General features: G+C 67.1%; 23 protein-coding genes. 17 read left to right on the top strand and 6 right to left on the bottom strand.

Going from position 1 to position 25,325, the window contains the following annotated elements:
• Window positions 1–51 precede the first annotated feature (51 nt).
• The 3 genes from ACP7AI_RS05645 to ppdK are packed head-to-tail and all read left to right on the top strand — an operon-like array spanning window position 52 to window position 5,794.
• Complete coding sequence (locus ACP7AI_RS05645; protein WP_426164999.1) at window positions 52–909, top strand: glycine--tRNA ligase subunit alpha; 858 nt, start codon at window positions 52–54, stop codon at window positions 907–909.
• Window positions 906–3,131: a glycine--tRNA ligase subunit beta gene (gene glyS / locus ACP7AI_RS05640; protein WP_426164997.1), complete on the top strand. Its 2,226-nt coding sequence runs from the start codon at window positions 906–908 to the stop codon at window positions 3,129–3,131. The genes ACP7AI_RS05645 and glyS overlap by 4 nt, the downstream gene beginning before the upstream one ends.
• A complete protein-coding gene (gene ppdK / locus ACP7AI_RS05635) occupies window positions 3,128–5,794 on the top strand; it encodes a pyruvate, phosphate dikinase (protein ID WP_426164995.1) in 2,667 nt (888 codons plus the stop codon). The genes glyS and ppdK overlap by 4 nt, the downstream gene beginning before the upstream one ends.
• Before the next feature lie 112 nt (window positions 5,795–5,906).
• Here ppdK and ACP7AI_RS05630 read toward each other — a convergent pair whose 3' ends face one another.
• Together ACP7AI_RS05630 and ACP7AI_RS05625 are read right to left on the bottom strand one after the other, a co-directional pair.
• Entirely contained in the window at window positions 5,907–6,212 is a 306-nt protein-coding gene (locus ACP7AI_RS05630; protein ID WP_426164993.1) for a hypothetical protein, read from the bottom strand.
• Complete coding sequence (locus ACP7AI_RS05625) at window positions 6,212–6,772, bottom strand: hypothetical protein (RefSeq protein WP_426164991.1); 561 nt, start codon at window positions 6,770–6,772, stop codon at window positions 6,212–6,214. Before ACP7AI_RS05625 ends, ACP7AI_RS05630 begins: the two co-directional genes overlap by 1 nt.
• A gap of 92 nt (window positions 6,773–6,864) precedes the next feature.
• Between ACP7AI_RS05625 and ACP7AI_RS05620 the strand changes: the two genes are divergently transcribed.
• From ACP7AI_RS05620 to ACP7AI_RS05610, 3 genes are read left to right on the top strand one after another with little or no spacing between them, the layout of a single operon-like run.
• The gene (locus ACP7AI_RS05620) at window positions 6,865–8,517 is read left to right on the top strand and encodes an MDR family MFS transporter (protein WP_426164989.1); all 1,653 of its coding nucleotides are present in this window, start codon (window positions 6,865–6,867) and stop codon (window positions 8,515–8,517) included.
• Window positions 8,514–9,494, top strand: a complete 981-nt coding sequence (locus ACP7AI_RS05615; RefSeq protein ID WP_426164987.1) for an alpha/beta hydrolase — start codon at window positions 8,514–8,516, stop codon at window positions 9,492–9,494. The genes ACP7AI_RS05620 and ACP7AI_RS05615 overlap by 4 nt, the downstream gene beginning before the upstream one ends.
• A complete protein-coding gene (locus ACP7AI_RS05610) occupies window positions 9,491–10,621 on the top strand; it encodes an NAD(P)/FAD-dependent oxidoreductase (RefSeq protein ID WP_426164985.1) in 1,131 nt (376 codons plus the stop codon). The genes ACP7AI_RS05615 and ACP7AI_RS05610 overlap by 4 nt, the downstream gene beginning before the upstream one ends.
• 47 nt (window positions 10,622–10,668) lie before the next feature.
• On the opposite strand, the gene ACP7AI_RS05605 is transcribed toward ACP7AI_RS05610, so the two are convergent.
• The gene (locus ACP7AI_RS05605) at window positions 10,669–11,673 is read right to left on the bottom strand and encodes a zinc-dependent alcohol dehydrogenase family protein (RefSeq protein WP_426164983.1); all 1,005 of its coding nucleotides are present in this window, start codon (window positions 11,671–11,673) and stop codon (window positions 10,669–10,671) included.
• A gap of 152 nt (window positions 11,674–11,825) precedes the next feature.
• Between ACP7AI_RS05605 and ACP7AI_RS05600 the strand changes: the two genes are divergently transcribed.
• On the top strand, window positions 11,826–12,800 hold the full coding sequence (locus ACP7AI_RS05600; RefSeq protein ID WP_426164981.1) for a hypothetical protein: 975 nt from the start codon (window positions 11,826–11,828) through the stop codon (window positions 12,798–12,800).
• Here ACP7AI_RS05600 and tgt read toward each other — a convergent pair.
• Together tgt and ACP7AI_RS05590 are read right to left on the bottom strand one after the other, a co-directional pair.
• Complete coding sequence (gene tgt, locus ACP7AI_RS05595; protein WP_426164979.1) at window positions 12,779–13,912, bottom strand: tRNA guanosine(34) transglycosylase Tgt; 1,134 nt, start codon at window positions 13,910–13,912, stop codon at window positions 12,779–12,781. The genes ACP7AI_RS05600 and tgt overlap by 22 nt on opposite strands.
• Window positions 13,913–13,919: 7 nt before the next feature.
• Window positions 13,920–14,399, bottom strand: a complete 480-nt coding sequence (locus ACP7AI_RS05590; RefSeq protein WP_426164977.1) for a GNAT family N-acetyltransferase — start codon at window positions 14,397–14,399, stop codon at window positions 13,920–13,922.
• A gap of 274 nt (window positions 14,400–14,673) precedes the next feature.
• Here ACP7AI_RS05590 and ACP7AI_RS05585 point away from each other — a divergent pair, with 274 nt between their 5' ends.
• The 8 genes from ACP7AI_RS05585 to ACP7AI_RS05550 all read left to right on the top strand — a co-directional run bounded on the left by ACP7AI_RS05585 (window position 14,674) and on the right by ACP7AI_RS05550 (window position 22,967).
• The gene (locus tag ACP7AI_RS05585; protein ID WP_426164975.1) at window positions 14,674–18,018 is read left to right on the top strand and encodes an autotransporter domain-containing protein; all 3,345 of its coding nucleotides are present in this window, start codon (window positions 14,674–14,676) and stop codon (window positions 18,016–18,018) included.
• 274 nt (window positions 18,019–18,292) lie between these two features.
• The gene (locus ACP7AI_RS05580; RefSeq protein WP_426164973.1) at window positions 18,293–19,120 is read left to right on the top strand and encodes a class I SAM-dependent methyltransferase; all 828 of its coding nucleotides are present in this window, start codon (window positions 18,293–18,295) and stop codon (window positions 19,118–19,120) included.
• Between the two features lie 13 nt (window positions 19,121–19,133).
• Window positions 19,134–19,868 (top strand): TlyA family RNA methyltransferase, encoded by a 735-nt coding sequence (locus ACP7AI_RS05575; RefSeq protein ID WP_426164971.1) that lies wholly within the window; start codon window positions 19,134–19,136, stop codon window positions 19,866–19,868.
• Between the two features lie 38 nt (window positions 19,869–19,906).
• Window positions 19,907–20,428, top strand: a complete 522-nt coding sequence (locus ACP7AI_RS05570) for a TspO/MBR family protein (protein ID WP_426164968.1) — start codon at window positions 19,907–19,909, stop codon at window positions 20,426–20,428.
• Window positions 20,429–20,430: 2 nt separating this feature from the next.
• The gene (locus ACP7AI_RS05565) at window positions 20,431–20,706 is read left to right on the top strand and encodes an accessory factor UbiK family protein (RefSeq protein WP_426164966.1); all 276 of its coding nucleotides are present in this window, start codon (window positions 20,431–20,433) and stop codon (window positions 20,704–20,706) included.
• A 115-nt stretch (window positions 20,707–20,821) separates the two neighbouring features.
• Window positions 20,822–21,340: a YbjN domain-containing protein gene (locus ACP7AI_RS05560; protein ID WP_426164964.1), complete on the top strand. Its 519-nt coding sequence runs from the start codon at window positions 20,822–20,824 to the stop codon at window positions 21,338–21,340.
• A complete protein-coding gene (proC, locus tag ACP7AI_RS05555; RefSeq protein WP_426164962.1) occupies window positions 21,337–22,107 on the top strand; it encodes a pyrroline-5-carboxylate reductase in 771 nt (256 codons plus the stop codon). The genes ACP7AI_RS05560 and proC overlap by 4 nt, the downstream gene beginning before the upstream one ends.
• 38 nt (window positions 22,108–22,145) lie before the next feature.
• On the top strand, window positions 22,146–22,967 hold the full coding sequence (locus tag ACP7AI_RS05550; RefSeq protein WP_426164960.1) for an energy transducer TonB: 822 nt from the start codon (window positions 22,146–22,148) through the stop codon (window positions 22,965–22,967).
• 398 nt (window positions 22,968–23,365) lie between these two features.
• On the opposite strand, the gene ACP7AI_RS05545 is transcribed toward ACP7AI_RS05550, so the two are convergent.
• Complete coding sequence (locus ACP7AI_RS05545; RefSeq protein ID WP_426164958.1) at window positions 23,366–23,875, bottom strand: MarR family winged helix-turn-helix transcriptional regulator; 510 nt, start codon at window positions 23,873–23,875, stop codon at window positions 23,366–23,368.
• Between the two features lie 93 nt (window positions 23,876–23,968).
• Between ACP7AI_RS05545 and ACP7AI_RS05540 the strand changes: the two genes are divergently transcribed.
• Both ACP7AI_RS05540 and ACP7AI_RS05535 read left to right on the top strand, forming a co-directional pair.
• Window positions 23,969–24,847 (top strand): branched-chain amino acid aminotransferase, encoded by an 879-nt coding sequence (locus tag ACP7AI_RS05540; RefSeq protein WP_426164956.1) that lies wholly within the window; start codon window positions 23,969–23,971, stop codon window positions 24,845–24,847.
• A gap of 225 nt (window positions 24,848–25,072) precedes the next feature.
• Window positions 25,073–25,276, top strand: coding sequence for a hypothetical protein (locus ACP7AI_RS05535; RefSeq protein ID WP_426164954.1), 204 nt, complete (start codon window positions 25,073–25,075; stop codon window positions 25,274–25,276).
• Window positions 25,277–25,325: the final 49 nt, after the last annotated feature.

Raw genomic sequence — 25,325 nt, 5'->3', positions numbered from 1 at the left:
CCCCCGCGTCGCGCCGACTACACGCTGCTTGTTGCACCTGCGAAAGCCCAAATGCCCGCGTCTCTGTCGTTTCAAGATATCATCCTGACGCTCCAGCGCTATTGGGGCGCGCAGGGCTGCGTGATCCTGCAACCCTATGACGTCGAAATGGGCGCCGGCACCTTCCACCCGGCAACGACGCTGCGCGCGCTGGGGCCGGATGCGTGGAACGCCGCCTTCGTGCAGCCGAGCCGCCGGCCGAGCGATGGCCGTTATGGCGAAAACCCCAACCGGCTGCAGCATTATTACCAGTTCCAGGTCATCCTGAAGCCGTCGCCCGACGACCTGATCGACCTGTATCTGGGCTCGCTGGATGCGATCGGCATCGACCGCAAGCTGCACGACATCCGGTTCGTGGAGGACGACTGGGAATCGCCGACGCTGGGCGCCTGGGGCCTGGGCTGGGAAGTCTGGTGCGACGGCATGGAGGTGACGCAATTCACCTACTTCCAGCAGGTCGGCGGCCATGATTGCGCGCCCGTCGCCGGCGAGCTGACCTATGGTCTGGAACGGCTCGCCATGTACGTGCAGGGCGTCGAGAGCGTCTATGACCTGCGCTACAACGACCATGGCGTCAGTTATGGCGATGTCTTCCTGCGCCAGGAGCAGCAGTTCAGCGCCTATAACTTCGAAGCCGCCAATACCGAGCGGCTGTTCCAGCATTTCAGGGATGTGTCCGAGGAGTGCCGCGCCCTGGTCGCCCGTGGCCTGCCGCTGCCGGCCTATGACCAGGCGATCAAGGCCAGCCATATCTTCAACCTGCTGAATGCCCGCGGCGTCATCTCGGTGGCCGAGCGCCAGGCCTATATCGGCCGGGTCCGCGACCTGGTGAAGGGCGTCGCGGACGTCTGGGTGGAGCAGGTCAAGTGAGCGATTTCCTGCTCGAACTCGCCAGCGAGGAAATTCCGGCGCGGATGCAGGCGGCGGCGGCCGAGCAGCTGCGGACGCGGCTGATTGACGGGCTGAAGGCGGCCGGGCTGGCGCATGGCGAGGTCACCGCCGATGCGACGCCGCGGCGGCTGTGGCTGATCGCGCACGACGTCGCGGCGGCGAGCGCGGCCTCGTCGGAGGAGCGCAAGGGCCCGTCGGCCAGCGCGCCGGAACAGGCGATCGCCGGTTTCCTGCGCTCGACGGGGCTGACGCGCGACCAGCTGGAGGAACGCGAGACCCCCAAGGGCGTCGTGCTGTTCGCGCATATCAAGACGGAGGGGCGGAGCGCGGCGGCAATCCTGGCCGAACTGGTGCCCATGATCGTCCGCGATTTCGCCTGGCCGAAGTCGATGCGCTGTGGCGCGGCCTCGGCATCGACGGCGTCCCCGCGCTGGGTGCGGCCGTTGACCGGGATCGTGGCGTTGCTCGATGGCGAGGTGGTGCCTTGCGCGATGCATGGCGTTTCCAGCGGGCGGATGACGCGCGGGCATCGCATTCACGCGCCGGAGCCGATCGCGATCGACAGTGCCGGCACCTATGCAGCGCAATTGCTGGCCACCAAGGTAATCGTGTCATCGGCCGAGCGCCGGACGTTGATCGCCGACCGTGCCGATGTGGCGGCGGCTGCAAAGGGCCTGACCATCATCCCCGATGCCGGGCTGGTGGCGGAAAACGCCGGGCTGACCGAATGGCCGGTGCCGTTGCTCGGCGCCTTCGACCCGGCGTTCCGTGCCGTGCCGCGCGAAGTCATCCAGCTGACGATGCGGACCAACCAGAAATATTTTGCCTGTGCCGATGCGGCGGGTGCACTGGCGCCCAATTTCGTCTGCGTCGCCAATCTCGACGCCAGCGACGGCGGCGTGGCCATCGTCAAGGGCAATGAACGCGTGCTGTCGGCGCGGCTGTCGGATGCAAAATTCTTCTGGGACCAGGATGTCGCGACGATAAAGGCCGGCGGGCTGGAGGCGTTCCTGCCCAAGCTGCAGGACATCGTGTTCCACGAGAAGCTTGGCACGGTCGCCGACAAAGTCGAGCGCGTGGCGAAACTGGCGCGCTGGCTGGTTGAAAGTGGCGCGGTTCCCGGCGATGCCGACCTTGCCGAACAGGCGGCGAAGCTGTGCAAGGCCGATCTGGTCTCGGCGACTGTCGGCGAATTCCCCGAAGTCCAGGGCATCGCCGGCGCCTATCTGGCGCGCGATGCCGGGCTCGACCCCCAGGTCGCCGACGCGATCCGCGACCATTACAAGCCGGTCGGGCAGGGCGACGATGTACCGACGGCGCCGGTCAGCGTGGCGGTGGCGCTAGCGGATAAGCTGGATACGATCGTTGCCTTCTTTGCTATCGGTGAACTGCCGACAGGGTCGCGAGACCCCTTTGCTATTCGCCGGGCAGCGTTGGGCTGCTGCGCTATAATCTTGAAAAGCGGCCTTAGGTTGTCGCTACGAACGGCACTGATGCTGCAAAGCCACTCGGTCAGGGCGACGCGGCTCCAGCTGGAAACTCGAGCCGGCGGTCAGCATCGAACATTTGCTCAGGCCGTTGCGCTTACCCACCAACCGCCGCCAAGCCATCCGCGGCGTAAGCACGAGGCTGTCGATTGGGCAGCGTCGGAGCGGATCATCCTGTTCTTGGGTGAGCGAATTGCTGTCCAACAGCGTGAAGAAGGCGTAAGATCTGACTTGATAGATGCCGTCATCAAGCCAAGTAGTGGAGATGAACTCTTCCATTACAGAGTGGAAGATGATCTCGTCCGCCTCCTCGCCCGCGTTCGCGCGCTGCAATCCGTCCTCGCCACCGAAGACGGCACAAACCTGCTCGCCGGGGTCAAGCGCGCCGCCAATATCCTCCGCATCGAGGAGGGCAAGGACGCCGCCACCTTCGCCCCCGAAACCGACCCGGCGCTGTTCACCGAATCCGCCGAAACCGCCCTCGCCGCCGCGCTCGACAGCGCCGTCCCGGCCATCGCCGCCGCGGTCGCGCGTGAGGATTTCACCGCAGCCATGGCGGCGCTCGCCGGCCTGCGGCCCGCCGTGGATGCCTTCTTCGATGGCGTGATCGTCAACGCCCCGGAACAAGCGGTGCGGCTGAACCGTTTGGGACTGCTGGCGCGGCTCCGCGCGGCTGCGATGAGCGTCGCTGATTTTTCGAGGATCGAGGGATGACCAAGTCCGTTTTCCGCTTTGGCGGCGGCAGCGCCGATGGCGATGCGACGCAAAAGACGCTGCTCGGTGGCAAGGGCGCCAATCTCGCCGAAATGGCCGGCATCGGGCTTCCCGTTCCCCCCGGGCTGACGATCGCCACCAGCGTCTGCGCCGCCTATTACGACGCCGGCGGCAAGCTGCCGGCCGATGTGAAGGCGGAGACGCTCGAGGCGCTTGGGGCTGTCGAAAGCATCACCGGCAAGCGCTTCGGCGATGCCGGCGACCCGCTGCTGGTCTCGGTCCGCTCCGGCGCGCGCGTGTCGATGCCCGGGATGATGGATACGGTACTTAACCTGGGGCTCAACGACACCACGGTCGAAGGGCTCGCCACCGCCTCGGGCAACCCGCGCTTTGCCTGGGACAGCTATCGCCGCTTCATCCAGATGTATGCCGATGTCGTCCTCGGCCTCGACCATTATGCCTTCGAGGATGCGCTCGAAATCCTCAAGGAAGACCGCGGGGTCAGCCTCGACACCGAATTGACCGCCGAGGACCTGCAGGGCCTCGTCGCCCGCTACAAGGCGATCGTGCTGCAGACCTGGGGCGACGAGTTTCCGCAGGACCCGCACGAGCAACTGTGGGGTGCCATCGGTGCGGTGTTCGGGTCGTGGCGCAGCGATCGCGCCCGCACCTATCGCCGGCTCAACGATATTCCCGAAAGCTGGGGCACCGCCGTCACCGTGCAGGCGATGGTGTTCGGCAACCGCGGCGACACGTCGGCCACCGGCGTGGCGTTCACCCGCGATCCGGCGATCGGCGAGCGCGTCACCTATGGCGAATATCTGATCAACGCCCAGGGCGAGGATGTCGTCGCCGGCATCCGTACGCCGCAATATCTGACCCGCGCCGCCCGCGAAAAGGCCGGCGCCCGCGCCGCGTCGATGGAAGAGGCGATGCCCGAAGTGTTCGGCGAACTCGCCAAGGTCTTCGCGTTGCTGGAGAATCATTACCGCGACATGCAGGACATCGAATTCACCGTCGAGGACGGTCGGTTGTGGATGCTGCAGACCCGCGCCGGCAAGCGCACCGCCAAGGCGGCGCTGAAGATCGCCGTCGACATGGCCAACGAGGGCCTGATCACCGAGGCCGAGGCGGTGCTGCGCGTCGAGGCCAATGCGCTCGACCAGCTGCTGCACCCGACGCTCGACCCCAAGGCGCCGCGCGATGTCATCGCCCGCGGCCTGCCGGCATCGCCGGGGGCGGCCTCGGGCGCCGTCGTGTTCGACAGCGACGTTGCCGAGGCGCGCGCCAAGTTGGGCGAATCGGTCATCCTGGTCCGCACCGAAACCAGCCCTGAGGACATCCACGGCATGCACGCCGCCAAGGGCATATTGACCGCGCGCGGCGGCATGACCAGCCACGCCGCCGTCGTCGCGCGCGGCATGGGGCGGCCGTGCGTGTCGGGCGCCGGCAGCTTGGCCATCGACCTGCAGGGCCGGATGATGAGCGTCGGCGGCCGCACGGTGAACGAGGGCGACCATATCACCCTCGACGGCAGCACCGGCGAAGTCATGCTCGGCCAGGTCGCGACGGTGGAGCCCGAACTTGCCGGCGATTTCGGCACGCTGATGATCTGGGCCGATCGTCATCGCCGGCTGAAGGTGCGCACCAACGCCGAAACGCCGGCCGATTGTCGCACCGCGCGCGGCTTTGGCGCCGAAGGCATCGGCCTGTGCCGCACCGAGCACATGTTCTTCGAACCCAGCCGCATCACCAGCGTGCGCCGGATGATCCTGGCCGAGGACGGCAAGGGTCGGGCCGCGGCGCTCGCCGAGCTGCTGCCCGAGCAGCGCAGCGATTTCGAGGGCATTTTCCGCGTGATGGCCGGGCTGCCGGTAACGATCCGCCTGCTCGATCCGCCGTTGCACGAATTCCTGCCGCACGACGACAGCGGCTATGACGATGTCGCCGCAGCGACGGGCCTCAGCGTCGCGACGGTGCGCCGGCGCATCGGGGAGCTGCACGAATTCAACCCGATGCTCGGCCATCGCGGCTGCCGGCTCGGCATCACCTATCCCGAAATCTATGCGATGCAGGCGCGGGCGATCTTCGAGGCCGCCGTCGCCGTCGCCAAGGATACCGGCGAGGCGGTCGTGCCCGAAGTGATGGTGCCGTTGGTCGCGACGGCGCGGGAACTGGAGATTACCAAGGCCGTCATCGATGCAGAGGCACGCGATGTCTTCGCCGAGACCGGCCGTACGCTCGACTATATGGTCGGCACGATGATCGAGCTGCCGCGCGCTGCGCTGCGCGCTGGGGACATTGCCGAGTTCGCCGAATTCTTCAGTTTCGGCACCAACGACCTGACGCAGACGGCGCTGGGCATCAGCCGCGACGATGCGGCACGGTTCCTGGGGCAATATGTCGAGCAGGGCATCTATCCGCGCGATCCGTTCGTCGGCATCGACGAGGACGGCGTCGGCGAACTGGTGCAGATCGCCACCGATCGCGGCCGCGCGGCGCGGGCGGGGCTGAAGCTCGGCATCTGCGGCGAACATGGCGGCGACCCGGCGAGCATCGCCTTTTGCGATAAGCTGGGCCTCGATTACGTCAGCTGCTCACCGTACCGGGTGCCGATCGCGCGGCTGGCGGCGGCGCAGGCCGCGCTAAGGGCAAAGGGCTAACGCCGCCGGGATGACAGACGGCCCGTCTACTTGCGCCAGATCCACCAGCCCGTGCCGAGGCCGACGGCGAACCCCGCCGCGACCCAGATCCAGATTTCCCCCAGCAGCCAGATCATCGCCGGTCCTGCCAGACGACCCCGGCGATGCCGGGCCGCGCCGCCAGTTGCGCCGCGATGCGGGCACGCGTCGCCGCGTCGGCGGTGCCCGACAGCCGCGCCAGGCGGCTGCCATGGCCTTCGGCATCGGTCCAGCGCGCTGCGCCATCGCTGACGCCATTGGCCGCCAGCACCGCAGCCGCCTCGGTTCCGAGTCTGGCGAACACCGACTGGCGCTGGGTGACAAAGGCCGCGCTTGCCAGCAGGTGGACGCCGGCGAGGCCGGTCAGCAGCTTGACCGCCGCCGGGACGGCGCTTGCCATCAGCTGCCGAGCTTGCCGAACAGCGTCTCATATTCGGTGTAGCGGCCCTCGGTCAGCAATCGCGCCTGTTCAACCAGGCGATCGCCCTCGATGCGGCCGCGGAATTCGCCCATCTGGCCATCGATGACCTGGATATCGGCACCGCTCCAGCCGGCGATCTGGTCGAGCCGGGTGATGCCGGCGGCACGCAGCTTGTCGGCGAACTTGGGGCCGACGCCCTTCAGCTGCTCAAGCGCCAACGGGTCGACGCTGCGGCCGTCACCGGCAACGCCGGTTGCGGTAGCATCATTGCCGACGCGGCCGCGGGCGAAATCGCGGCGCAGCTTGTCGACTTCATCCGACAGCGGGCGGATTTGCGCCTCGCGCGCCTTCAGCTCGACGGCGAGGCGGTCGCGCTCGGCAAAGGCGTTGTCGCGTTCGCGGGTCAGGCCGTCGTTGCGCTCGGCCAGCACCGCGGTCTTGCGCTTCAGCGGCGCGCGGATGGCAAGGCCCAGCATGATGCCGAGGATCAGCGCGACGACTGCCGCGAGCAGGACATAGGGGTCGATCGAATAGGTCATTTGGGTCTCCGACAGCATTTCTAGGCGCGCTAACGCATGACTCGCAACAAGAGTCGACCGCGCCGCGGCCCCGCGCTATCCCGGCGCCGATAATGACCGCCGCCGCCATTCCCCACCAGTACAGCCAGGCCGAACGCCGCGTCGCGCTCGGCGCCGTGCTGATCGTGCTGTTCCTGTCGGCGCTCGACCAGACCATCGTCGCCACGGCGATGCCGCGCATCATCAAGGAACTGGCGGGGCTCGATCGCATCGCCTGGGTCGGCACCGCCTATCTGCTGACCTCGACGGTGACGGTGCCGATCTATGGCAAGCTGGGCGACATCTATGGCCGGCGGCCGGTGCTGATCTTCGGGGTGCTGGTGTTCCTGGCCGGCTCGATGCTGTGCGGGCTGGCGGGGGAGTTCGGCGCCATGCCGCTGCTGGGGGACGGCATGAACCAGCTGATCGCCTTTCGCGCGCTGCAGGGCCTCGGCGCCGGCGCGCTGACGACGGGGGCCTTTGCGACGGTCGCCGACATCGCGCCGCCGGCGGAGCGCGGCAAATATACCGGGCTGTTCGGCGCGATGTTCGGACTGGCCGGGCTGGCCGGGCCGGTGCTCGGCGGCTTCCTGACCGATCATGCGACGACGACGGTGTTCGGGCATCTGGTGTCGGGCTGGCGCTTCGTTTTCTACGTCAACCTGCCGCTCGGCGCGGTGGCGCTGTACATCCTGCTGACCAAGCTGCCGCACGGCCGGCGCGGCGCCGATGCGCGGATCGACTGGCTCGGCAGCCTGCTCATCGTTGCCAGCGCGGTGCCGTTGCTGCTGGCGCTGAGCTGGGGCGGGCAGGGACTCGGCTGGGACCAGCCGAAGATCATCATCGGCTTTGTTGCGGCGGCCATCGCCTTTGCCGCCTTCATCACCGTGTCGCGAGGCAAGAGCTGGGCGGTGGTGCCGCTCGACCTGTTCGACGATCCGGTGGTGGTACGGGCCAACCTGGCGCTGTTTCTCGTCAACCTCGGCTATATCGGTGTGCCGATGTTCCTGCCGCTGTACCTGCAACTGGTGCGCGGGCTGTCGGCGAGCGAGAGCGGTTTCGCGATGCTGCCGCTGCTGTTCGGCGTGCTGATCGGGTCGATGGCGGCGGGGCGGACAGCGCGCAAGACGCAAGCGTACAAGCCCGTCATCGTCGCTGGCGGGGCCGTCGCGCTGGTGGCGCTGGCGGTGCTGACCCAGCTGACGGCGCAGACGCCGCGCTGGTTGCTGTCGGCCAATCTGCTGGCGCTGGGCATCGGACTGGGCCCGGCGCAGGGCATGTTCACCCTGGCGATCCAGAGCGCCGTCAGCCATGCCCGCACCGGCGTCGCGACCGCCTCGGCGCAATTCTGCCGGCAGATCGGCGCGACGGTGGGGGTCGCCATTTTCGGCGCGCTGCTGACCTATCAGCTGGCGGGCGAATTGCGGACCCGGGTGCCGGAACTCGCCGTCGCCGGCAGCGCGCTCGACCTGTCGACCGCGCAGCAGCTGGCGATGGAGCGTCCGGCGCTGGTCGCGGCGCTGGCGGCGCGCGGCATCGACGATGCGGCGGCGACGGCGCGGGTCGAAAGCGGCCTGCAGGCGAGTTTCGCCCTGTCGATCGAGCGGCTGTTTCCGGTGGCGCTGGCGATCCTGGGCGTCGCATTCCTGGTGACGCTGGCGGTGCCGTCGCGGCGCCTGCGCGGGCGCGACGATCTGGTCGCCGATCCCGAAGCCCTGGCCGCGTGAGCGATATCGGCCGCCGGCGGACGCTGCCGCCGGGCGGCACCGTCGCCATGCTGGCGATGCGCGATGGCTGGCCGGTGCGGACGGCACTGTGGCCGGGCCGCGCCGATGGTCCGGGATCGATCCTGTTCATCGCCGGGCGCGGCGATTTCCTCGAAAAATATGCCGAGACGTTTCACGATCTCGTCGATGCCGGCTGGGGCGTCGCCGCCTTCGACTGGCGCGGCCAGGGCCTGTCGGGGCGGCTCGGCGATACGCCGATGAAGGGGCACAGCACCGGTTTCGACAACTGGCTCGCCGATCTCGACGAACTGGTCGCATGGTTTGAACAATCGCTGCCAGGGCCTTGGTTTGCCGTTGCCCATTCGATGGGTGCCCATCTGCTTCAGCGGCATCTCGCGGGGGAGAATGGAGAGTTCACCCGCGTCGTGCTGCTGTCGCCGATGCTGGGCGTGACAGCGCGACCGCTGGGACCGGCGATGGCGCGGCGTTTGGCGCGGGTGGCGGTGAAGCTTGGTCGCGGCGGCGCCTTCGTGCCCGGCGGCGGGCCCTATGTGACCGGGCTGACGGGTTCTGTGCGCCAGTTGCTGCTGACCAGCGATCCCGAACGCTATGCCGATGAAGGCTGGTGGGTGGCGCGGAATGCCGGCCTCGCCATTGGTAGTGTCACCTATGGCTGGCTCGACGCCTGCTTCCGGTCGCTCGACGCCCTGTTTTCGTCGCCACCGGCGTTGCACGGCACAGGCGAAGGCGCGGCGGCGGTGCCGATGCTGCAGCGGATCACCACGCCGATGCTGATCCTGATCCCTGGCCATGACGGGCTTGTCGACAATGCGGCCACGCGGCTGGCGCTGGCCCGGATGCCCTATGCCCGGCTGGAAGAGATCGCCGGCGCCGCGCACGAACTGCTGCGGGAGGCCAGCGACATTCGCGCACGGGTGCTGGCGCGGGTGACGGCGTTCCTGGAGACGGGCGAATGACCTACGACATCGCCATCATCGGCGCCGGCATGGCGGGCGCGAGCCTTGCCTGGTCGCTGGGCCAGCGCAGCGGCGGGCGTCTGAAGGTCGCGCTCATCGAGATGGAATCGCAGCCGGGCTATCACACCACCGGGCGATCGGCGGCGTTCTGGGTGGCCAGCTATGGCGGCCCCGGCATCGTGCCGCTGACCCAGGCCTCGCGGGCCTTCTTCGATACGCCGCCACCGGGCTTTTGCGACCGGCCGTTGCTCGGGCCGCGCGCCGCGGTGATGCTGGCGCCGCCCGATGACGCCGATTTCCATGGCGGCGCGCTGGCGGCGCTGGCGACGGAGTTCGATGCCGGCGGCGTCGCCTATGTGCCTGTCGATGCCGCCTGGCTGGCCGCGTCGCCGCTCGGCCCGATGCTGCGGCCCGAATGGTTGACCGCCGGGCTGTTGCAGCCCGGGTGCTTCGATATCGACGTGGCCGCCCTCCACCAGGGCTTTCTGCGTGGCGTCGGGGATTGGAAGCCGACGCTGGTGCGCGATGCCGAGGTAACCGGCATGGCCCGGCGCGCCGGCGCCTGGCAGATCGACACCCGCGCTGGACCGCTGGTCGCTACGACAGTGGTCAACGCGGCGGGGGCCTGGGGCGATGTCGTCGCCGGACTGGCCGGCGCCCGGCCGCGCGGTTTGCAGCCGCTGCGCCGGACGATGGCGGTGCTGGCACTCGACCCGCCGGTGGCAGCCGACCTGCCGATCACCATGGACGCTGCCGAGCGTTTCTACTTCAAGCCCGACAGCGGCCGGCTGTGGCTGAGCCCGCACGACGAGACGCCCGACGTGCCGCATGACGTCCGGCCCGACGAGCTCGACCTGGCGACGGTGATCGACCGTTTCGAACAGGCGGCGCGGGCGCGGGTGGTTCGGCTCGAATCGAGTTGGGCCGGCTTGCGGACCTTTGCCCCCGATCGGCTGCCGCTGTTCGGCTGGGACGGCGCCGTCGACGGGCTGTTCTGGTGCACGGGGCAGGGCGGCTTCGGCATCCAGACCGCACCGGCGGCGGGCGACCTGTGCGCCGCGCTGCTGCTGGGGCAGGCGCCGGCGGTCGATCCGGCACCCTATTCCGCTAAACGGTTCACCATCTGAGGCCCGTCATCCCTGCCTGCGCGGGGATGACGGGCGTTTTTCGCGCGCTACCACTCCAGGCAAATCTTCCCGAAATGCGTCGCCGAGGCCTGGAGCCGGAACGCGTCACCGATGCCTTCCAGCGGGAAGCGCGAATCGATCACCGGCTTGATGCCATTGGCCTCGATGGCGCGGATCATCGCGATCTGCTGCTCGCGGCTGCCGACCGTCAGCCCGTTGATGCGGACATTGCCGGCCATCGCGGCGGCGGTCGGCACATTGCCGGCAAAGCCCGCCAGCACGCCGATCAGCGCGATATTGCCGCGCAGCCGGGTCGCGGTGATCGACTGGGCCAGCGTGCCGGCGCCGCCGATCTCGACGACATGGTCGACGCCGCGGCCACCGGTCAGCTTGCGGGCGGTGGCGCCCCATTTCTCGTCCTGCTTGTAGTTGATGAGGTGGTCGGCACCTAGGCTCTTCAGCTTTTCGAGCTTGGCGTCGGACGATGACGTCGCGATCACCGTCGCCCCGCACGCCTTGGCAAATTGCAGCGCAAAGATCGACACGCCGCCGGTGCCCTGGACCAGCACGGTCTCGCCGGGCTGCAGCGAACCTTCGACGAACAGCGCCCGCCAGGCGGTCAGGCCGGCGCAAGTCAGCGTCGCGGCCTCGGCATGGCTGTAGCCGGCGGGGGCATGGGTGAAGGATGCGGCCGGGGCGACGACCTCCTCCCGCGCATAACCGTCGTTGCGGTCGCCGGGCACCTGGGCGAGCGTTTCTAGCGTCGGCTCGCCGGCCTGCCAGAGCGGGAAGAAGGTCGACACGACATGGTCGCCGGGCTTGAAGCCGGTGACATCGCTGCCGACCGCGATCACCTCACCGGCGCCGTCGGACATCGGGATGCGGCCGTCGGGCGTCGGGATGCCGCCCAGCACGACGATATAGTCGTGATAGTTGAGCGAACTCGCGTGCAGCCGGACGTGCACGTCACCGGGGCCGATCGGCGCGAGCTCCGCAGTGCCGACGGTCAGATTGTCGATGCCGGCGGGGGCCTTCAGTCGAATGGCGCGCATGTGGGTCTCCCATGAAGTCGCGTCGGCTATAGCGCGGCCGCGGCGATTGGATCGCGCGCAGAAATGACAGGGCCGGCCGATACCCCCAAATGGGGATGTGGGAACGCCGCTGCTGCCGCCATTAAGGGCCCGGGCAAACGGGGGCAGGGCGCATGAAGTTCGGTTTGATCTGCGGTCTGGCAGTGCTGGCGGGGAGCCCGGCACTGGCAGCGGGGGAAGCGATCAAGGTGTCGGCGGCGGCGGCGGTGAGGGGCACCACCAGCGTCGTCGTCGGCGTCTTCAACGTCGGCTTCATCTTTGAATCGGTCGACAGGACGGCGCCGACCGGCGGCCTGATCGGAGCCTTCGGCGGCGCCACCCGGGCCAAGAGCCAACTCACCGGCGTCACGCCCGAGATGATGCAGGCCATCACCGACGCCGCCTACGCCGATTTCAGGGGCCAGATGGAGGCGCGCGGCGTCACCGTCGGTGACCCGGCGACGCTGTACGGCCATGCCAGCTTTGCCAAGGTGAAGCCGGTGGCCTCCCCCTATGAAGTCAGCGTCCATATCGACAAGAAGGCGACCGGCAAGGTCGAATATTACAAGCCGTCGGCGCTGCCCGGCCTGGTGATGCTGCCCGGCGACATCCAGGGCACCGGCCTGTCGTCGATGGGCATGCAGATGGCGGCGGGCATGACGCAATATGCGATGGCCGAATATGCCAAGGCGACCGGCCAGGCGGTCGTCGGCCTCACCTATCTCATCGATTTTTCCAATGTGAAGCGCCCCGGCGCTTTCAGCATGGCCGGCCTCAAGGTGTCGTCGGGCATGTCGGTGTCGCCCGAATTTTCGAAACTGTCGCTGATGACGCCATCGGGCAAGCTCGCCCAACTGGTGCTGAAGCAGGCCGTGATCGTCGAAGGCGATTTCGCGACGATGGACGACGCCACCAAGGATGCCGGGCTGCAGACCGCGGCCAACATCGCCGGCGGGGTCGCCGCGGTCTTCGGCGCCGGCGGCATGATGTTCGGCAAAAGCCGGACCTATGCGTTCGCGGTGAAGCCCGACAACTACACCGCCGGCGCGGTAAAGGTGACTAGCCTCGCCAACACGACGCTCGTCGATCAGCTCGCCGCCTTGCGATAGCGGGCCAGGAAATGCGCCGCGAAATCATGCACGCGCCGGCCGGCGATGGCATCGCGAAGCCCGGCCATCAGCTGCTGGTAGAACCAGATGTTGTGCTCGGTCATCAGCATGGCGCCGAGCATCTCACCAGCCTTGACGAGGTGGTGCAGATAGGCACGCGAAACGCCGCCGGCGCACGACGGGCAGCCGCATTCGGCATCGAGAACGGCCTGGTCCTCGTTGTGCCGGGCGTTGCGGATGTTGATCGGTCCATCAAGCGAAAAGGCCTGTCCATTGCGCCCGGATCGCGTCGGCAGCACGCAATCGAACATGTCGACGCCGCGCAGAACCGCCCCGACGATGTCGTCGGGCTTGCCGACGCCCATCAGATAACGTGGCGAATCAACGGGAAACTGGCCCGTGGCATAGTCGAGGACGCCGAACATCGCCTCCTGACCCTCGCCGACCGCCAGGCCGCCGATGGCATAGCCGTCGAAACCGATGGTGCGCAGTGCCGCCGCGCTCTCCGCGCGCAGCCGTTCGTCGAGCCCGCCCTGCTGGATTCCGAACAGCGCCGCCCGGCCGCTGTGCCCGGCATGGCTGTCGAAGGCGGCCCGGCTGCGCGCCGCCCAGCGCATCGACCGCTCCATCGCGGCCTGCATCGCCTCGCGCGGGGCTGGCAGGGCGATCAGTTCATCGAACGCCATGACGATGTCGGCACCCAGCAGTCGCTGGATTTCGATCGATCGTTCCGGGCTGAGCAGGTGCCGGGAGCCATCGAGATGACTGGCAAAGGCGACGCCATCCTCGCTGCGCTTGGTCAGGGCGGACAGGCTCATCACCTGGTAACCGCCGCTGTCGGTCAGGATCGGCCGTTCCCAGCCCATGAAATGATGCAGTCCCCCCAGCCGGGCGATGCGTTCGGCACCCGGGCGCAGCATCAGGTGATAGGTATTGCCGAGGATGATGTCGGCACCGGCGGCGCGAACCTCGGTCGGGCGCAGGCCCTTGACCGTCGCCGCCGTGCCGACGGGCATGAATGCCGGGGTACGGATGACGCCGCGTTCCATGGCGATGGCACCGGTGCGGGCGGCGCCGTCGGTCGCGGCGATGGTGAAATCGAAACGGGTCACCGGCGGATCACAGCTGCAGGGTCCAGGTCTCGCCGGGTTCCGGCTTCCCGAACGTGTCATGGGTCGCGGTCGCCGTCACCACGAAGCCCGCTTCGGCATAGAGCTGCCGTGCCGGCAGCAGCACCGCATGCGTCCACAGCATCAGCTCGCGATAGCCTGCAGCCCGGGCAAAATCGACGCAACCGCCGACCAGGCGTCGGCCCAGGCCCTGCCCGCGGACCCGCTCGTCGACATGCAGCAGCCGCAGCTGGGCGACATTGTCCCCGGCATCGCAGCAGAATATCGATCCGACGAGATCGTTGCCGGCCTCGGCCACCCAGCAATTGGTGCGGCCCGGCACATGGCGGCGCAGGAAATCGGCGCAGACTTCAAGCAGCAGGGACTCCATGGCACCGCGCCAGCCATAGGCCCGGTCATAGAATGCGGCTTGCGCCATCACGATGGCGCCCATGTCGCCATAGCGAAAATCGCGGAGTGTTGCGGTCATCACGCGGCTTTAGCCGATGCGGCGGACTTGTGAAGCGTAACAACGGCTCGAAACGCGCCCGTTCGGACCCCGATTGTCGCGCTAGCGTCACATTCCAGTATACTTTGTTAACCGGAACGTTTATCGTGACCACAAGTGGTCGCACATCCGGGCAACGTCCCGATCATTGTTTGTACAGGGGTCAAACATGAAGCGCCTACTGAATTCCGTGGCAACGGCCGCGGTAGCAGCCACAATTGCGTCAAGTGCAGCTGCGAACGTCCTATATTTCCAGATGAACCCGAACTTTTCCGGGGCCGGGCAGCGCCAGGCCTTCATTTTCGGTGCGGCCAATACCACCGGCAACGTGCTGGGCAGCAGTGGTTTCAGCCAGGCCTTCGACCTGGGCCTCCAGGGGTTCGCCGTGGTAACCTTGCCGAACGGCTCGGAGTTGCTGGCCGGGCAGGTGGAATCAAAGGGTTTCCAGATCACCGCCAGCAGCAATGTCAGCGGCTATTTCCTCAGCCGGCAGTCGGCCACCACCGACATGACCTATCTGATCGACGGGGAGCGGCTGGGCACCGACTATTTCGTCGCCGGTTATCAGAATATCCGCGCCGACCAGATGTCGGTGCAGGCCACGGCCGACAACACGACGGTGACCTTCACGCCCAAGGGGGCGGCTGCCTTCGATGTCGTGCTGAATGCCGGCCAGACCTATATGTATCAGGCCAACACCAACCTGACCGGCAGCCGCGTCACCAGTGACAAGCCGATCGCGGTGTTTTCGGGCAATAATTGCACGAACATCCCGAACGGCGTGTCGGCCTGCGACCATATCGTCGAACAGATCCCGAGCACCGACCTGCTGTCGAGCCGCTACCTGGTCGCCCAGACGCCGCGTACCGGCACGCAGGGCAATGTGGTCCGCGTCGTCGCGACCGCCAACGATACCGAGGTGCGGGTCAACGGCGCTGTCGTCGCGACGCTGCAGTCCGGCGAGTTCTATGAAGGCCGGGTCGTCGGCGGCAATCAGATCGATGCCAGCAAAAAGGTTCTGGTGGCGCAATATCTGATCGGCCAAGGCCAGGCCGGTGTCGACACCGACCCGGCGATGACGATCGTGCCGGGCGCTGACCAGTGGCTGAAATCCTATGTCTTTGCGACGCCGTCGGGCGATGCGGACTTCACCACCGACTTCGTCAGCATCATCATCGACACCGCGTCGCTGGGTTCGCTGGTCGTCAACGGGGCCTTTGCCAACACCTCGCTGTTCAATCCGATCGGCAGCACGGGCTTCAGCTTCGGCGATATCAATGTGTCGGACACGATCGGCCCGTTCAGCATCTTTGCCGATACGCCGTTCCAGCTGCTGTTGTCGGGCTTTGAATCCTTCGACAGCTATTTCACCTATGGCGGCGCCGCCTTCTCCCCCGGCGCCTCGCCGCCGCCGGACGAACCACCGCCGCCCCCCCCGCCGCCCCCGGGCACGACCTATCTTATCTGGGATGGTGATGGTGTCGGCAACGCCGGCAACGGCATCGGCGATGGCGGCGATGGCACCTGGACGACCACCGCGACCAATTTCACCACCGATGGCGGGGCCACCAATTCGAAGCAGACGCCGCAGCCGGGCGTCGTGCAGTTCGCCGGGCAACCGGGCGTGGTGACGGTCGACAACACCGATGGCCAGGTGTCCGTTTCGGGCATGATCTTCACCGTCGGCGGCTATGTCATCGCCGGTGCCCCGATCCTGCTCGCCGGCGCCAGCGCTCCGATCAATGTCGGTGATGGCAGCGATGATGCTGCGGCGATGGTGGCCACCATCCAGGCTTCGCTGTTCGGCGAGTCCGGGATCACCAAGGTCGGTGCGGGCACGCTGGTTCTCAGCGGGGTCAACACCCACACCGGCGACACCTACGTCAACGAAGGCAGGTTGATCGGCGCGGTCGGCAGCTTCGGCGACGGCACCATCATCAACAATGCCGCGCTGGTCATCGACCAGGCGGCCGCAGCAACGCTGGGCAATGTGCTCGACGGCACCGGCAGCTTCACGAAGCGCGGCGCCGGCACCCTGACCATCGTCGGTGAAAACGGCCTGTCGGGCCCGACGGTGGTGGAAACCGGCAGCCTGATCGTCAACGGCTCGCTGGCAGCGTCACCGGTCACGATCAACGGTGCTGCTCTGCTGGGCGGCACCGGTACCGTGGGCGCGATCGATGCGCTCGCGGGCAGCACGATCGCACCGGGCGAACCGATCGGAACGCTCAATGTGACCGGTACGGTCAACCAGCGCGCCGGATCGACCTACGCCGTACAGGTCACGTCGACCGGCCAGTCCGACAGGATCCTGGCCGGTGGAGATGTCACGCTGGCGTCGGGTGCCATCCTCAACGTCACCAAGACGGATGCACCGCGCTATGTGCTCAACACGCGCTACACGGTGCTTACATCGGCAACGGCGGTCAGTGGGCGTTACACCCTGACCGGCAACACGCGGGTCTCGCGGTTCATCGACGTCATCGCCACCTATGACCCGAAGAACGTCTACCTGAACGTCGCGCAGACCAGCCGCTTTGCCTCTGCCGCGGGCACGCCGAACCAGCTGGCCGCCGCGACGGGTGTCGATGCAGCCGGCAACGGCGGCTTGTTCACCGCCATCGCCTATCTGCCCGACACCGCGTCGGCGCAGGTGGCATTCGACCAGGTCTCGGGCGAAATCCACGCGACCATGCGCGGCGCCACCTTCGAGGACAGTCGCTTTGTCCGCGAGGCGGTGAACGCCCATCTGCTCGACACCCAGGATGCCGGTGCGGGCCTGTGGATCCATGGCTATGGATCCTGGGGCAGCCAGGACGGCGACGGCAATGCTGCGAAATATGATCGCAACATCGGCGGCTTCTTCCTCGGTCTCGATGCCCTGGGGTCGGACACCTGGCGGGTCGGCGTGCTTGCCGGCTACAGCAGTGCCAAGGTCACGGTGCCGGCGCGCAGCTCCCGGGCCGAAACTGACGACGTTCACCTGGGAGCCTATGGCAATTTCCAGGTCGGTGGCTTCAGCGGCCGGTTCGGCATTGCGAACATGTGGCGGACCATCAAGACGCGGCGGTCGGTGGCATTCGCCGGCTTCAGCGACACGCTGGGCGGCGACTACAAGGCGCGGCAGTTCCAGCTGTTCGGCGACGTCGGCTACCAGATCGACCTGGGCAATGTGGGTATCGAGCCGTTCGCGGCAGCTGCCTATGTCGACCAGAAAACCGACAGCTTTGTCGAAACCGGCGGTGCCGCGGCACTGCGGGCCCCCGGCGATACCGGCGACCATTACTGGTTCACGACGCTGGGCGCCCGGTTGAAAGTCGGCCTGCCGGTGGGCAAGGCCGGTGATGTCGGCCTGACCGCAAGCGCCGGCTGGCGTCATGCCGGCGGTGGCGACCGGGTGACGCCGGTGCGGCTGCAGTTCGCTGCCGGCCCGGCGTTCGATGTCGCCGGACCGCCGATCGCCGATAATGTGGCTGCGCTGGGCTTCGGGGTGACCGCACGCCTCGGCGAATCCGCAAACCTCGACATCGGCTATAGCGGCCAGGTCGGCAGCGGTCTGGAGGACCATGGCCTGAGGGCAGCGTTCAGCCTGCGCTTCTAGGTCCCACCTTCGACCAGAATTGGCCCGCCCGGTTCACGCCGGGCGGGCTTTTTTGTTGCCTGCAGCAGTCAAGCGACAACGCCATCGCCAAGGCGAGACACTTGTGCGACAGGCGCCGGTCAACACAGCGGAACGCACTTGCGATCTTGTACCATCGCCATGATACGAGATGACACTGGACTCCGATGACGTTGCATCGGTGCCAAGAATGTCCGATGCATTGCAGGTGGTCATGCCCCTGTTGTCCTGACAACATTCAGGACCGGAGATATTGGTGAACGCCATCGTGCCTGCAACGCCGCTTGCCGCCGACCATGGTACTGGCGCAGAGCTTGCGACCTTCTCCGACCTTTGGGCCGGCGGCTATTGTGAAGGCGATCCGCTCAACCCCGTCGCCACGAGCGGCTATGGCGACCTAGGCTATATTTCGGTTCTTCACGCCGCGCATCTGGTCTGTATTCGGCCGTTCATCAAACCCGATACCGTCGCGCTGGAGATCGGGCCGGGGCGCGGGACATTCACCCGCAGCCTGCTCGATGCCCGCGAGATCTGGTGCATGGATGCCCTCGATGCCGAGCATAACGGCTTCTGGCAGCATGTCGGAGAGGCGGCACGCCCGCGCATCCATTATCACCGTGTTGCGGACTTCAGCTGCAGCGTCCTGCCGGATGGGCACTTCGACTTCATTTTCTCGTTCGGCGTCTTTTGCCACATCACGGCCGAAGGGCAGCGCGCCTATTACCGCAATCTGTTCGCCAAGGCGAAGCCGGGCGCCAATGCAATGATCATGTTCGCCGATTTCGACAAGTACAACCGCGCCATGTCGCAGATCGACCGCTTGCGGACCTTGCGCTTCAGCCTCGGCGGGATCAAGGCCGCGCTGCTGTTCAATGCGCGCATCATCAAGGCCAGGCTGAAGGGCCAGGGCCGCTTGCGCGACAAGCAGGATGCCCGCCTCGGCCCCGGCAAGTTCCACCACATGGGCATTGCCGAGACCGTCGACATCCTGCATTCGATCGGCTGGGATGTCGTCAGTCCCGACGTCGGGATCAACCTGCGCGACCCGATCGTGCATTTCCGCAAGCCGTTGGATCGACCCTGAAACCCGTGCCTGCATGAAGACCCGCGTCGACCAGTTGCTTGCTACGCGCGGCCTTGCCGAAAGCCGAACGCGGGCACAGGCGCTGATCCTGGCCGGGCTGGTCTATGTCGGGACGCGGCAGGTGGCCAAGGCCGGCGAGCTCGTGGCCGAGGATGCCGATCTGGTCGTCAAGGGTCGCGATCATCCCTGGGTATCGCGCGGCGGCGTGAAGCTCGCGCACGGGTTGGCGCATTTCGGCTGGGATGTATCCGGCGCCATCGCGATCGACGTCGGGTCGTCGACGGGCGGCTTTACCGATGTGCTGCTGTCGGGCGGTGCGACGCGGGTCTATGCGGTCGACAGCGGCACCAACCAGCTGGCCTGGAAGCTGCGGCAGGACCCGCGTGTCGTCGTGCTGGAACAGCTGAGCGCGCGGCTGCTGACTGTCGGGCACGTTCCGGAGCCGATCGACATCATCGTCTGCGATGCCAGTTTCATCGCGATTGCCAAGGTGCTGGAACGGCCGCTGGACTTTGCGGCCTCGCGGGCCCGGCTGCTGGCGCTCGTAAAGCCGCAGTTCGAGGCCGGTCGCGGCGAAGTGGGCAAGGGCGGCGTTGTGCGTGACGCGGCGGTGCACACCCGGGTCTGCGAGGCGGCGACTGCCTGGCTGGCGGCCCAGCCTGGCTGGAGCGTCACCGGCCTGATCCAGAGCCCGATCACAGGTCCCGAGGGCAATGTCGAATTCCTGCTGGCCGGCGTCCGTGGCTGAGGCTGTTGCCGCCCAGCGATATCGTCTAGATGCCGGATATGACAGCAACTCCCCAGCGCGGTTCACAGTGGCGAGCCGGCATCGTAATGGTGCCGCTGCTGATGGTATTGGGCGGTCTGTCGGCACGCTATTCGGGATCGACAGAGGACAATGGCTGGTACCAGACGCTGACCCTGCCGGCGCTGCAGCCGCCCGGCCCGGTGTTCGGCATCGCCTGGTCGATCCTCTATACCGTCATCGCCATCGCCGCGGCGATCGTGTGGGGGCACAAGCGGGCCCCGGGACGGACCCTTGCGCTGGCGCTGTTCGCGATCGGTGTGGCGATCAACCTGACTTGGTCGCCGACATTTTTCCGTTTCCACCTGATCACGCCGGCGCTCGGCATCATCGTGGTGATGCTGATTGTCGCAATCGCGACGACTTTCGCCTTTGCGCGGGTCAGCAGGGTGGCGGCGTGGCTGATGGTACCCTATCTGGTGTGGCTGTGCTTTGCTGGCGCGCTCAACGCCCGCATCATGGTGATCAATCCGGCGGCCGACGCCTTTCAACTGAGGGTTTGACGATGCAGACCGAAAACAAGCTGTTCGAGGATCTGTCCAAGGTCGCATCCTCGGCGATCGGCACGCTGGCCGGGGTCGGCCGCGAAGCCCAGGACGCCGCGCGCCGGCGCGCCCGCGATTTCGTCGGCGGCGCCGACAGTATCGACCGTGACGAGTTCGAGGCCGTGAAGGCGAATGCCGCGGCCGCGCGCGAAACGGTCGAGATGCTGAAGGGCGAGGTCGCGGCCTTGCGTGCCGAAATAGCCGCATTGAACGCAAAAGGACCCGCCAAAGCGTGACATTGGATATTATTTGCAATTCGCCGGCGAGTCGCATGCTTGCCGAATCGACAGCGACTGCCCAGCCTGTGCGCCAGGTCCACGGGTGGGGGCTGGTGAAGCGAGGGGCTACCAGATGAGCCTGACCGATATCGACTATACGCCGTCACCAGCGGCGCCGATCGACATGCTTGAACATGTCTTCGACGCCAATGGCTGGGCCTTCGAGCGCTCCGGTGACGAGGAAATCAGCACGTCGATCAAGGGCGGCTGGGCAACATACCAGCTGCGCGCCCTTTGGCGGGAGGACGAGCGCGTGCTGCAGATCATTGCGCGCGCGGATTTGACCTGTGCCGACGATCGTCGCCTGGCGATTTACGAGACGCTCGGCCTGATCAACGAGCAACTGTGGATGGGCCATTTCGAGCTGTGGTCGGCCGACGGCACCGTGCTGTTCCGGCATGCGACGCTTCTGGACAACGACGATGCCGAGAACGTGCCCGACCTGACCATCGGTCAGGCCGAGGTGCTGGTCGAGGCCGCGGTCGATGAGTTCGAGCGCTTCTACCCGGTGTTTCAGCTGGTGATGTTCGCCGACCGCACGCCGGCCGATGCAATGGCGGCGGCGCTGCTGGAAACTGTCGGCGAAGCGTGACCGCTCCTATCTGGCTGCTCGGTTGCGGCAACATGGGCGGGGCACTGCTGCGCCGTTGGCTCGGCGCCGAGCTCGGGCCTGTGGTGGTCATCGATCCGGCGCCGCGCGGGTTGCCCGACGGCGTCGAAGCGGTCGCGACCCCGCCCGCCGGCCGACCCGACATCATCGTTCTCGCCGTCAAACCGCAGCTGTGGTGGGCGGCGACCGAGGCTCTGGCTGATCGCGCCGGCCCGACGACGCTGATCGTGTCGATCATGGCCGGCGTGACGACGGCCGCGATGGCACGCCGGTTTCCGGCTTCCCCGATCATCCGCGCCATGCCGAACACGCCCGCCGGCGTCGGCCATGGTGCCACGGCGCTGTTCTCCACCGCCGGCGATCTTGCCGAAGGGGCTGCGGAGGCGCTGTTTGGCCCGGCCGGCATGACATTCTGGCTGCGTGACGAAGTCGATTTCGACGCGGTTACGGCGGTATCGGGGTCGGGGCCGGCCTATGTGTTCGCCTTCATCGAAGGGCTGGCTGCGGCTGCGGTCGCGGCCGGGCTGGCGCCCGACCTGGCCGATCGGCTGGCGCGCGCCACGGTCATCGGCGCCGCGGCTCTGGCTGCTGCCGACCCTGCCGTGCCCCCGGGGGAGCTTCGCACCCGGGTGACGTCGCCGGGCGGCACGACGGCCGCGGCGCTCGATGTTCTGCGCCCGGGGCTCGACCCGTTGCTGCAGCGGGCCGTGGCGGCAGCGGCGGAAAGGTCGCGCCAGCTCGGCGGCTGATCGGAACCGGCGCGAGCCATCGCCGGTTCATCGCGGGGATGGCAAAGCGCGTCGTGACGATGACAGCCGGGCTGGCCCCTGACGCGAACGGCGGCGCTGCCGACCGCCGGCGGCCGCAGATCGCGATCGCCGTGCTGGTGCTTCATGTGCTGATCGGCTGGCTGCTGCTCAGCGGGCTGTCTGTCGAGGTCACCCGCCGGGCCGAGGCCGCGCTCAGCGTTTTCGAGGTGCGCGAAGTGCCGCGGCCGGTGGAAGTCGCTGCGCCGAAGCCGCGGGCGCCGCGGAAGTCGGGTGCATCGGCACCGGTCAACCGCACCGCCAAGGCCAGTCCCGTCGTCGCACCGGAGCCGATCGTGTTGCCGCCGATTCCGCCACCGAGCCTGGCCGCTGTCGTCGCCGGCTTTGGAGCCGATCCCGATGCCGGGGCTGCGCCGATCATCGGACCCGGAACCGGTGCGGGTGGCGAGGGGAAGGGTAAGGGCAGTGGTGATGCCGGTGATGGCGATGGCGGCGGCGGGGGGACGCCGCTGCGGTTGTTGTCGGGGCGCATCGGCAATCGCGACTATCCGCGCGCTGCACTGCAGGCGGGCGCCAGTGGCACGGTGCATCTGCGCTTCGTCGTCGATGTCGACGGGCGGGCCCATGATTGCGAGGTGACGCGGAGCAGCGGCAATGCCGATCTTGATGCGACGACCTGCAAGCTCATCGAAAAGCGTCTGCGCTATCGCCCCGAAACCGATGCCGCGGGCCGGCCCTATGCCGTCGTCGTTACGGGTCGGCAGGTCTGGGAACTGGCGCCGCGGCCACCGGTCGATCCGGTGTTGGTCGACCACGGCTGGGCACCGCCGCCGCCGCGGTAATTGTGATCTCGCTGTCGGCGCCCGCGGCTGTGCGATAATTACGGCGCCGTAAAAAGAGACCTGCCGTGCTGATTTTGGGCGTTCAATCGCATTTGTCCGGCGACGTGACGCGGCTCGGCCGAATTGGCGCCAAGAACCCGACTCTGGAGCGTGACCTGGGCTACGCGCCAGGGCGCCTTGGCAACGGCCACTGGATTTGTGTCCTGAAGGAGAAGCTGCGGGCCAACCATGTCCGGTTCGGCGGCCTGACGCTGCGCTCGGGCACAGGTTTCTCGCCGCGGTCGAAGTGGGCAGCGACTGCGTCGCGCGGACGGCAGCGGGTTGGAGTGTGGGCGTCTCCGAAACCGGCAGTTATGACGAACGGGCCCGGCTGCGTCGCTACCTGGCGACGTGTTAAATCAGCCTTGGCCGAGCCGGCCGACCAACGCGCGATCCTCGGGCGGGATCAGGCCGATCAGCACCGCCCAGAAGCCGGTGACGGCAGTCTGCCCGGCCTCACCATAGGCCGCCGCCATGCCGGCTTCGAGCTCGGCAAACAGCGCGGCTTCCAATGCTGCACCGGCTTCGGTCAGCCGCAGCAGGCGCTGGCGACGGTCGGTGGCGCCAACGCTCTGTTCGACGAGGCCATGCTGCTGAAGCTCGTTGAGGACGCGGCCGAGCGACTGCTTGGTGATGGCGAGCAGGCGCAGCAAGTCGCCCACGGCAAGGCCGGGCCGGCGGGCGATGAAGTACAGCGCCCGGTGATGGGCGCGGCCGAAGCCTTCGCGCGCCAGGATCGCATCGGCGCCGCGAATCATCGCCGAATAGCCGAAGTACAAAAGCTCGATGCCGCGCCGGATCTCGTCCTCGCGCAGGAACAGCGGGGAGGCGGCGGCGATCGGTGCGGACGCGCGAGATGGGACAGTCATGTTGACATATCTTGCATGGATGCCTAGCGAAAGGCAAGAACGTGCCGCGGCAGCTTCCCGGGACGGAACAATGTTGCACGAGAAGGCACGGACATGGTCGACGCCACCTTTGACGATCGCGATGGCTTCATCTGGTTCGATGGCGCGCTGCGGCCGTGGCGCGACGCCAATGTCCATGTGCTCACCCATGCCATGCACTATGCCAGCGCGGTATTCGAGGGGATGCGCTGCTACGGCGGCAAGGTGTTCGCCCTTGAGCAGCACAATCAGCGCCTGATCGAATCGGCGCAGATCCTGGGCTTCAAGCTGCCCTGGACGCGCGAGCAGATCGACGCGGCGGTCAACGAGACGATCGCCGCTAACGCGCTTGTCGACTGTTATGTGCGCCCGATCGCCTGGCGCGGTTCCGAGCAGATGGGCGTGTCGGCGCAGCGGACAAAGCCGCATCTTGCCATCGCCTGCTGGGAATGGGGCGCCTATTTCGGGCCCGAGGCGCTGGCCAAGGGCTTGCGGCTGAACATCGCGCCGTGGCGCCGCCCGGCGCCCTACACAGCGCCGACGAAGTCCAAGGCCGCGGGTCTGTACATGATCTGCACCATGTCGAAGCACGCTGCCGAAGATGCCGGTTATAACGACGCGCTGATGCTCGACTGGCGCGGGCAAGTGGCGGAGGCGACCGGCGCCAATATCTTTTTCCTGAAAGACGGCAAGCTGCACACGCCGACACCCGATTGTTTCCTCGACGGCATCACCAGGCGGACAGTGATCGGGCTGGCAAAGCAGCGCGGGATCGAGATCGTCGAGCGGGTGATCTGGCCCGAGGAACTTGAAAACTTCGAGCAGGCCTTTCTGACCGGCAGCGCCGCCGAAGTCACGCCGCTGGCCGAGATTGGTCCGTGGCGTTTCGAGGTCGGTGCCCTCACCCGGCAACTCGCCGCCGACTATTCGGACCTCGTCAACGGGCGTCGGTAGACCACGTCACGACCGAACGCGACGAAGTGTTGCTGAAAAAGGCCAGTCCGGGTTCCGCACTTAACAACTGTCAACTTCCGCCGTTATTCGATCGGCGGAACCGTTATGGTTATGCCGCACTTGCGAAGTGACCAAACTTCGATTAGTGAAGGTTGGTGTTCGTTCACGAGATTGCAACAACATAGCTGCTATGCCGGGGGGTGATAGGCAGCAGGTCTGATTTGGGTGTTCCTGATGTTCAAGATTGCAGTTACGGCTTTCCTGGCGACTGCGCTCTGGATCGTGCCTTCGGTAGGGACCCGTGGTCAGGGAACGCTCGGCGATCGTTTTGTCCATGCCGACCGCGGTATCGTCGAGGATACGCTTGCCGGCCATCGCTTGCTCGACCGCGCCGATGCGATCAACGCCGTCGCCGTCGCGCGCCTTTAGCGGCATCGCGTTTTTCCGCATGGCAGCGAATTTGCGTGGTCGTTGACGC

Source organism: Sandarakinorhabdus sp. DWP1-3-1, from assembly GCF_049896705.1.
Lineage (GTDB): Bacteria > Pseudomonadota > Alphaproteobacteria > Sphingomonadales > Sphingomonadaceae > Sandarakinorhabdus.
The sequence above is the reverse complement of the archived record's forward strand: the minus strand, read 5'-3'. Positions and strand labels throughout refer to the sequence as shown.

Excerpts from the sequence above, each read along its gene's own strand:
- ACP7AI_RS05645 (WP_426164999.1), top strand. The coding sequence starts at position 52 with ATGCCCGCGTCTCTGTCGTTTCAAGATATCATCCTGACGCTCCAGCGC.
- ppdK (WP_426164995.1), top strand. The coding sequence starts at position 3,128 with ATGACCAAGTCCGTTTTCCGCTTTGGCGGCGGCAGCGCCGATGGCGAT.
- ACP7AI_RS05630 (WP_426164993.1), bottom strand. The coding sequence starts at position 6,212 with ATGGCAAGCGCCGTCCCGGCGGCGGTCAAGCTGCTGACCGGCCTCGCC.
- ACP7AI_RS05625 (WP_426164991.1), bottom strand. The coding sequence starts at position 6,772 with ATGACCTATTCGATCGACCCCTATGTCCTGCTCGCGGCAGTCGTCGCG.
- ACP7AI_RS05620 (WP_426164989.1), top strand. The coding sequence starts at position 6,865 with ATGACCGCCGCCGCCATTCCCCACCAGTACAGCCAGGCCGAACGCCGC.
- ACP7AI_RS05610 (WP_426164985.1), top strand. The coding sequence starts at position 9,491 with ATGACCTACGACATCGCCATCATCGGCGCCGGCATGGCGGGCGCGAGC.
- ACP7AI_RS05605 (WP_426164983.1), bottom strand. The coding sequence starts at position 11,673 with ATGCGCGCCATTCGACTGAAGGCCCCCGCCGGCATCGACAATCTGACC.
- ACP7AI_RS05600 (WP_426164981.1), top strand. The coding sequence starts at position 11,826 with ATGAAGTTCGGTTTGATCTGCGGTCTGGCAGTGCTGGCGGGGAGCCCG.
- ACP7AI_RS05590 (WP_426164977.1), bottom strand. The coding sequence starts at position 14,399 with ATGACCGCAACACTCCGCGATTTTCGCTATGGCGACATGGGCGCCATC.
- ACP7AI_RS05585 (WP_426164975.1), top strand. The coding sequence starts at position 14,674 with ATGAACCCGAACTTTTCCGGGGCCGGGCAGCGCCAGGCCTTCATTTTC.
- ACP7AI_RS05575 (WP_426164971.1), top strand. The coding sequence starts at position 19,134 with ATGAAGACCCGCGTCGACCAGTTGCTTGCTACGCGCGGCCTTGCCGAA.
- ACP7AI_RS05570 (WP_426164968.1), top strand. The coding sequence starts at position 19,907 with ATGACAGCAACTCCCCAGCGCGGTTCACAGTGGCGAGCCGGCATCGTA.
- ACP7AI_RS05565 (WP_426164966.1), top strand. The coding sequence starts at position 20,431 with ATGCAGACCGAAAACAAGCTGTTCGAGGATCTGTCCAAGGTCGCATCC.
- ACP7AI_RS05560 (WP_426164964.1), top strand. The coding sequence starts at position 20,822 with ATGAGCCTGACCGATATCGACTATACGCCGTCACCAGCGGCGCCGATC.
- ACP7AI_RS05550 (WP_426164960.1), top strand. The coding sequence starts at position 22,146 with ATGGCAAAGCGCGTCGTGACGATGACAGCCGGGCTGGCCCCTGACGCG.
- ACP7AI_RS05545 (WP_426164958.1), bottom strand. The coding sequence starts at position 23,875 with ATGACTGTCCCATCTCGCGCGTCCGCACCGATCGCCGCCGCCTCCCCG.
- ACP7AI_RS05540 (WP_426164956.1), top strand. The coding sequence starts at position 23,969 with ATGGTCGACGCCACCTTTGACGATCGCGATGGCTTCATCTGGTTCGAT.